Origin of the sequence: Mycobacterium sp. (assembly GCF_052145595.1) — a bacterium.
Lineage (GTDB): Bacteria > Actinomycetota > Actinomycetes > Mycobacteriales > Mycobacteriaceae > Mycobacterium.
In genome coordinates, this window is record NZ_JBKQOI010000375.1 from 1 (window position 1) to 6718 (window position 6718).

6 protein-coding genes and 1 tRNA gene are annotated in these 6718 nt (G+C 64.0%); 5 read left to right on the forward strand and 2 right to left on the reverse strand.

All coding sequences use genetic code 11. The features are described 5' to 3' along the window. The first annotated feature begins 422 nt into the window (after positions 1–422). A complete protein-coding gene (locus tag ACLP4W_RS30415; protein WP_442391355.1) occupies positions 423–578 on the forward strand; it encodes a helix-turn-helix domain-containing protein in 156 nt (51 codons plus the stop codon). 32 nt (positions 579–610) lie between these two features. Next, positions 611–1801: a tyrosine-type recombinase/integrase gene (locus tag ACLP4W_RS30420; RefSeq protein WP_442391357.1), complete on the forward strand. Its 1191-nt coding sequence runs from the start codon at positions 611–613 to the stop codon at positions 1799–1801. Positions 1802–1981: 180 nt separating this feature from the next. Here ACLP4W_RS30420 and ACLP4W_RS30425 read toward each other — a convergent pair. Further along, a tRNA-Tyr gene (locus ACLP4W_RS30425) sits at positions 1982–2065 on the reverse strand. 69 nt (positions 2066–2134) lie between these two features. Between ACLP4W_RS30425 and ACLP4W_RS30430 the strand changes: the two genes are divergently transcribed. Both ACLP4W_RS30430 and ACLP4W_RS30435 read left to right on the forward strand, forming a co-directional pair. After that, positions 2135–2626: a YajQ family cyclic di-GMP-binding protein gene (locus ACLP4W_RS30430; RefSeq protein WP_442391359.1), complete on the forward strand. Its 492-nt coding sequence runs from the start codon at positions 2135–2137 to the stop codon at positions 2624–2626. Positions 2627–2699: 73 nt separating this feature from the next. Next, positions 2700–4211, forward strand: coding sequence for a flavin-containing monooxygenase (locus ACLP4W_RS30435; protein ID WP_442391361.1), 1512 nt, complete (start codon positions 2700–2702; stop codon positions 4209–4211). Between the two features lies 1 nt (position 4212). On the opposite strand, the gene ACLP4W_RS30440 is transcribed toward ACLP4W_RS30435, so the two are convergent. Further along, the gene (locus tag ACLP4W_RS30440; protein ID WP_442391363.1) at positions 4213–5709 is read right to left on the reverse strand and encodes a trypsin-like peptidase domain-containing protein; all 1497 of its coding nucleotides are present in this window, start codon (positions 5707–5709) and stop codon (positions 4213–4215) included. A gap of 183 nt (positions 5710–5892) precedes the next feature. On the opposite strand from ACLP4W_RS30440, the gene ACLP4W_RS30445 reads away from it, so the two are divergent. Further along, the coding region (locus ACLP4W_RS30445) for an NAD(P)H-dependent glycerol-3-phosphate dehydrogenase (RefSeq protein WP_442391365.1) at positions 5893–6718 on the forward strand (826 nt) is incomplete at its 3' end.

The following is a 6718-nucleotide window of genomic DNA, read 5'->3' on the forward strand; positions in this document are numbered from 1 at the left end:
ATTGCACCACTTGTGCCAATGTGCCGGAGCAATTTTAGAGAAGGACGGACTTTGAGGCGCGGTGGAATCCGTTGCGATGTAGCGACTTTGAGATAGATCGGATGGAACATTGTGGGACGAGTTGAGATGATAGTGGAGATCGGGTTGTAGAGGCAGGGTGCAGGTAGCTGGAGGTGTCGCGCGCCGACGACGGTTTGACCTGCTGCGCGCGCCGAGTGGGTTCCGTTGCGCTCGTGCTGCATCGTCCGGGCTTGGTGAGCCGCTGGAATTTGTGCAGGAGCAGTCGGTGGGGAGAATTACAGTTGTGGAAGGCCCATAACACGAGGCGGAGCAGATGATTTACACCTATTCCAGAGCACGCGGTGACCGGTCACAACACGCCTGAGCCCAGGCCTTCTACCCCTCGGCGCCTTCTCACTATTGTGGAAGCAGCTGAAGCACTGAGTGTCTCGCGCTCTACTATCTATCGTCTTTTCGACGCCGGCCAGCTGGCATGGGTCCAGATCGGCGGATCGCGCCGGGTGGCGTCCGCTGAGATCGAGCGTTTCATCGCTGCCCACACTGAGGCGGCATCGTGATCCCGTCACTGAACGCAGACTGGTAGATCGCCATGGCTGAACGTCGCCAACTGCCACCTCAGATCAAACGGGTCGAACTCGCCGCACGCGATGGCGGGCGCCCCGTTATTCGCTATCAACTCATCGTCGACGTGGGCGTCGTCGACGGTAGGCGCAAGCAGCTGCGCAAGCGGTACAAGACGGAGCGAGAGGCTCGGGCAGCGCTGGATGCCGTGCGTGGCGATGTCGCCAAGGGCACCTATGTGCATCCGTCAAAAGTTACACTCGCCCAAGCGTGCGAGGACTGGCTGGCTTCCAAGCACGGACTCAAACCTTCCACGCTTCATGGACATCGGGTAAACCTCGCCCCCGCACTCGCCGAACTCGGTGAGGTCGAAGTGCAGAAGCTGAGCAAGCGGCACATCGACGATCTCGTCACAGCCCTGCGTGCCGGCGGCCTGGACTCTCCCACGGGCAAGTCGCGCAAATCGTGGTCACCGCGATCTGTGAACTACATGCTGGGCCTACTCACTGCGGTGCTGAGGGACCAGATGCAGCAGGGGCATGTGGTTCGTAACGTCGCCGAGCTGGTCGACCGCATCCCTGCCGATCCGAAACCTCCAGACACATTCATCCCAGCCGAGCTCCAAGCGGTTCTCGCTCATATCGACGGTGACCGCTACGCGATCGCCTGGCAGCTTGCGCTTACCGGGCTGCGCCGCGGCGAAGTGGCGGGCCTGCGGTGGAGTGACATCGACCTGGCCGCGCGGACGCTGCAGATCTCGTCGACGCGGCTCCGGTTCGGTAAGCACCTCGTCGAGGACACCCCGAAATCCCGCGCAAGTCGCCGCACCCTCCCCATACCTGACCACCTGGCCGCCGCGTTGCGGGCCGCCCGCGCCATCCAGGCCGCCGACCGCTTGGCGCTCGGCGAGGACTACGAAGCGAGCGGATACGTCGTCGTGGACGAGTGCGGTGCGGCGCTGAGTCCGCACGCGCTGACATCACGGTGGGCGCGGATGCTCAAGGCCGCCGGGGTCCGGCACATTCGGTTCCACGACGCTCGGCACACCTGCGGGACGCTGATGCATCTACAAGACGTGCCGATCGCGGTGATCTCTGCGTGGCTCGGGCACGCTTCGAAGGCCTTCACGATGTCCACATACGTGCACTCACAGCCCGAGGCCCTGACGCTCGCCGCGCAGAGCTTCAACAGCGTCGTTGGCGAGTCGCGACGTTCCTGACCTACCCCGGCCCACTGACCGATCACCGAGCCAGTCCGGCTTCGCACGACACGGTCACACAGATGCAATGCCGGCGTCCCGGTGTGCCCGCGCGCAGCGAGTTTCGCGCGAGTTGTGACAAACCGTGACAACTCGGCCGTATTCGAACATGTAGCCAGAGACCAAACCTTCCCTGACCTGTGGTGGCAGGTACTGGATTCGAACCAGTGAAGCTTTCGCGACGGATTTACAGTCCGCTCCCATTGGCCGCTCGGGCAACCTGCCGCCTAGCAGGTTACAACGAGCGGGTAGACAGGGCACACACGGCTAGCTCCGGATGAAGGGACGGATCCAATGGCTGACTCATCGTTCGACATCGTCAGCAAGGTCGACCGGCAGGAGGTCGACAACGCACTCAACCAGGCCGCCAAGGAGCTGGCCACTCGCTTCGACTTCCGCGGCACCGACACCAAGATCACGTGGAAGGGCGACGAGGCCATCGAGCTGACGTCGTCCACCGAGGAGCGCGTCAAGGCCGCAGTCGACGTCTTCAAGGAAAAGCTCATCCGCCGCGACATCTCGATGAAGGCCTTCGACGCCGGTGAACCGCAGCCCTCCGGCAAGACCTACAAGGTCAGCGGCGCCCTCAAGCAGGGCATCAGCAGCGAGAACGCCAAAAAGATCACCAAGCTCATCCGCGACGAGGGGCCCAAGACCGTCAAAACCCAGATCCAGGGCGACGAGATCCGTGTCACCAGCAAGAAGCGTGACGATCTGCAGGCCGTCATCGCCATGCTGAAGCAGGCCGACCTGGACGTGGCGCTGCAGTTCGTCAACTACCGGTAGCGGAGCCGCTGCGACGGACACCGGCGGGCGATATCTAGTCTGTGACGAGACCCAGACTCAAGCGAGGTTCACGATGACGGTGACTCCCCAACAGGCCACGGACGACGGGCCGGCGCAGGCCGGCTACTTCGACGTCGTCATCGTCGGTGCCGGCATCTCCGGCCTCGACGCGGCCTACCGGATCATCGAGCGCAACCCGCACCTGACCTACACCATCCTGGAGCGGCGCGAACAGATCGGCGGTACCTGGGATTTGTTCCGCTACCCCGGCGTGCGCTCCGACAGCAGCATCTTCACGCTGTCCTTTCCCTTCGAGCCGTGGACCCGCGAAGAAGGTGTCGCCGACGGCGTCCACATCCGCGAGTATCTGACCGCCACCGCGCACAAGTACGGCATCGACCGTCACATCCAGTTCAACAGCCATGTCCGCTCGGCGGACTGGGATTCGTCCACCGACACCTGGACGGTCACCTTTGAACAAAACGGCGCCGCAAGGCGGTGCCGCGGCCGGTTCTTGTTCTTCGGCAGCGGCTACTACAACTACGACGAGGGCTACACCCCCGACTTCCCCGGTATCGAGCGGTTCGCCGGCACCGTCGTGCATCCGCAGCACTGGCCGGAGGACCTGGACTACTCAGGCAAGCAGATCGTGGTGATCGGCAGCGGGGCCACCGCGGTCACGCTGATCCCCTCGCTGGCCGAACGGGCCGGAAAAGTGACCATGCTGCAGCGCTCGCCGACCTACCTCATGGCGGCATCCAGATACAGCAGGTTCGCAGCCGTCGCCCGTAAAGTGTTGCCCCGCAGGCCCGCCCACGCAATCATCCGGATGCGCGTCGCGTTGACGGAGGCCGGGTTTTTCTTCTTGTCCCGCAAGGCGCCGGGGTTCGTGAAGTGGCTGGTGCGCCGCGTGGCGACCAGCAACCTGCCCGACGACTATGACGTCGACGTCCATTTCAAACCGCGGTACAACCCGTGGGATCAGCGGATGTGCCTGATCCCCGACGCCGACCTGTACAACGCCATCACCGATGGCCGCGCCGAGGTGGTCACCGATCACATCGACCATGTCGACGCCACCGGTATCGCACTGCAATCGGGCGGGCACCTCGACGCCGACATCATCGTCACGGCCACCGGCCTACAGCTGCAGGCGCTGGGCGGGGCCGCGATCAGCCTGGACGGCGTAGCGATCGATCCCCGGGACCGCTTTGTCTACAAGGCGCACATGCTCGAGGAGGTGCCCAACCTGTTCTGGTGCGTGGGCTACACGAATGCGTCTTGGACGCTGCGGGCTGACATCACGGGCCGGGCAACGTCAAAGCTGCTGGCGCACATGGCCTCTCACGGCTACACGCACGCATACCCGCACCGCGGCGACGAGCCGATGGTCGAAAAGCCGTCATGGGACATCAAGGCCGGCTATGTGCTGCGGTCGCTGCATGCGCTGCCCAAGTCCGGCACCAAGCGGCCGTGGAATGTGCGGCAGAACTACCTTGCCGATGCCATCGACTATCGGTTCGACCGCATCGAGGAGGCGATGGTGTTCGGCCGCGTCGCCGACCGGGCGCCGTTGGCGGGTTGAATTAGTCGGCGCTCAATGCCGATTCGCCAAGGGTGATTTTCTTCCCGCAGTTCGGGCAGAACCTTTCGGCGTGGTGGTGTTCTGCTCCACAGCTGGAGCAGAAGTGGGGTTCGGTCGCCGTCAACTGTTGCGTGGCCACCGCGCCGACGGGTTGGACGGCGTCGGTTTCCTCGGCCGGGGCCTGCGCAACTGATGTAGCGGCCCGTGCACTGACCGATTCGGTGGCACCCCCCGGCTCGCCCGAAATCGGCTGCGAGCCGGCAACTTCGGATGGGGAGAGGAGCGGCCAACGGCTTCGCACCACCATGAAGGTCAAAGCGGCGGCGGCGGCGAGCACCAGCCCAACGCCACCCACGGTGTACCACGCCAGGTTTGCGCCACTGAACACCGATGCATCGCCGTACTGCTGCCGCAGGTTAACTGCGCTCGTCCTCAGATCGACCAGCCCGGGATAGTCGGGTGACATCGACAAGGTCTGGTCGAAATCGTCGATCGCGTCGCTGTAGTGACCGGAGTAGTAGTTGTTGAGCCCTTTGCGATAGGACACGTCGGCGGGTCCGAGGGTCGCCTTGACACCCTTACTCGCCAATATGGCATCCAGCCGATCTGCGGGCGAGACGAAGTTGAAGGCCTGCGATTCGCCGACGGGGCCGGAGCTGTTCACGCCGATCACCTTGCCGTTGAGCTCGATGGTCGGGCCACCGCTCATGCCTTCGGAGAGCGCGGCGTCGATCTCATATTCTGGGATGCTGCCCATGGTCGACTTCTTGCTGACCTTGCCGCTCTTGTTCGTCGGGTCCAGCGACGGATCCGTGATTCGTCCGGTCGTCTCCGGGTAGCCCACCGCGAGAATTGATGTACCGATGCTGACGTCGGCGTCGGTAGCCAGCTCGGACGACGGCAGGTTGTGCTTTTCCACCTTGAGAAGAGCGACGTCACCCTTGCCGAGAGGCCGGAAATCCACGACGTTGGCGGGCATCTTGGCGGCGACCTTTGTTCCGGTGCCGTACAACAGCATGAGGCTGATCTCGGGACCCCGGTCGGCGGTGTCGCCTTCCACCCTTGCGTTTTTCCGAAGCCATTCCATTGCGGTATTCGGATCCCGCGCTTCAGGCGCGTTCGGAAACTGATTGACGTATTCGCCTGCGGCCCGTTTGAGTATTAGGTCGGTGGCGATCAGCGGATCGACACAGTGCCCCGCGGTCGCCACCCAACCGTCGGGATTGATGACGAAACCGGTGCAGCTCCAAGTCGCGAGGAAGGGCATGTTTGAGCCCGCGCCGAACTGAGACAGGATCTGGCCGTCGGGCAGCCTTACCTGGCCATGACCTTGGCCGACAAGGTACATCACGGCCGGCCGTATCATCGCCGCCGCCCGTTCCTCCGGGTTGACCTGCGGACGACCGTCATCGGCGAATGCGATGCCCGGCGAGCCAACCAACACCGCGAGCGCAGCCGCCGACAGCAACGCGAACGCCCGGCCGCCGCGTCTGGGCATGCTTCCTCCTTGTAAAGAATGTGCCTTCGACGATGCGATATGTCGCGTGGTGGGGGTAGGGACGGAAGTCCCATGCCCTGAGGTCATTGGTTTGGACTAGGGCGGTCGGGGGGCCGTCGGGCGGGCGGGCGGGAGTTCGTGAACTGCTTCTAAATCTCAGGTGTCGGCAATACCCTGATCGTCATGGCAGCTGAGACGCGCGAACCCAAAGTGGTTGTCCTTGGTGGCGGTTCCTGGGGGACCACCGTGGCGTCAATCTGTGCACGCCGCGGACCGACGCTGCAGTGGGTGCGCTCCGAGGAGACCGCCAAGGACATCAATGAGAATCACCGCAATAGCCGCTATCTCGGCAACGATGTGATCCTGAGCGACACTCTTCGCGCCACCACCGACTTCGCCGAGGCCGCCAACTGCGCCGACGTCGTGGTCATGGGTGTGCCGTCGCATGGCTTCCGGGGTGTGCTCACCGAGTTGGGCAAGGAACTGAGGCCATGGGTGCCGGTTGTGTCGCTGGTCAAGGGGCTCGAGCAGGGCACCAACATGCGGATGTCGCAGATCATCGAGGAGCTGCTGCCCGGCCATCCGGCAGGCATCCTGGCCGGACCGAACATCGCCCGCGAGGTGGCCGAGGGTTACGCCGCCGCCGCGGTGCTGGCGATGCCCGATCAGCATCTGGCGACCCGGCTCTCGGGATTGTTCCGCACCCGGCGCTTCCGCGTGTACACCACCGATGACGTCGTCGGCGTTGAGATGGCCGGGGCGCTGAAGAACGTCTTCGCCATCGCCGTCGGGATGGGCTATTCGCTTGGCATCGGCGAAAATACCCGCGCACTGGTGATCGCGCGCTCGCTGCGGGAGATGACGAAGCTGGGCGTAGCGATCGGCGGAGACCCCGACACCTTCCCCGGCCTGGCCGGTCTGGGCGACCTGATCGTCACCTGCACCAGTCAGCGCAGCCGCAACCGCCACGTCGGCGAACAACTCGGGGCCGGCAAGCCGATCGACGAGA

Coding starts and splice junctions, on each gene's coding strand:
- ACLP4W_RS30440 (WP_442391363.1), bottom strand. CDS start 5,709: ATGCCCAGACGCGGCGGCCGGGCGTTCGCGTTGCTGTCGGCGGCTGCG.
- ACLP4W_RS30435 (WP_442391361.1), top strand. CDS start 2,700: ATGACGGTGACTCCCCAACAGGCCACGGACGACGGGCCGGCGCAGGCC.
- ACLP4W_RS30420 (WP_442391357.1), top strand. CDS start 611: ATGGCTGAACGTCGCCAACTGCCACCTCAGATCAAACGGGTCGAACTC.
- ACLP4W_RS30430 (WP_442391359.1), top strand. CDS start 2,135: ATGGCTGACTCATCGTTCGACATCGTCAGCAAGGTCGACCGGCAGGAG.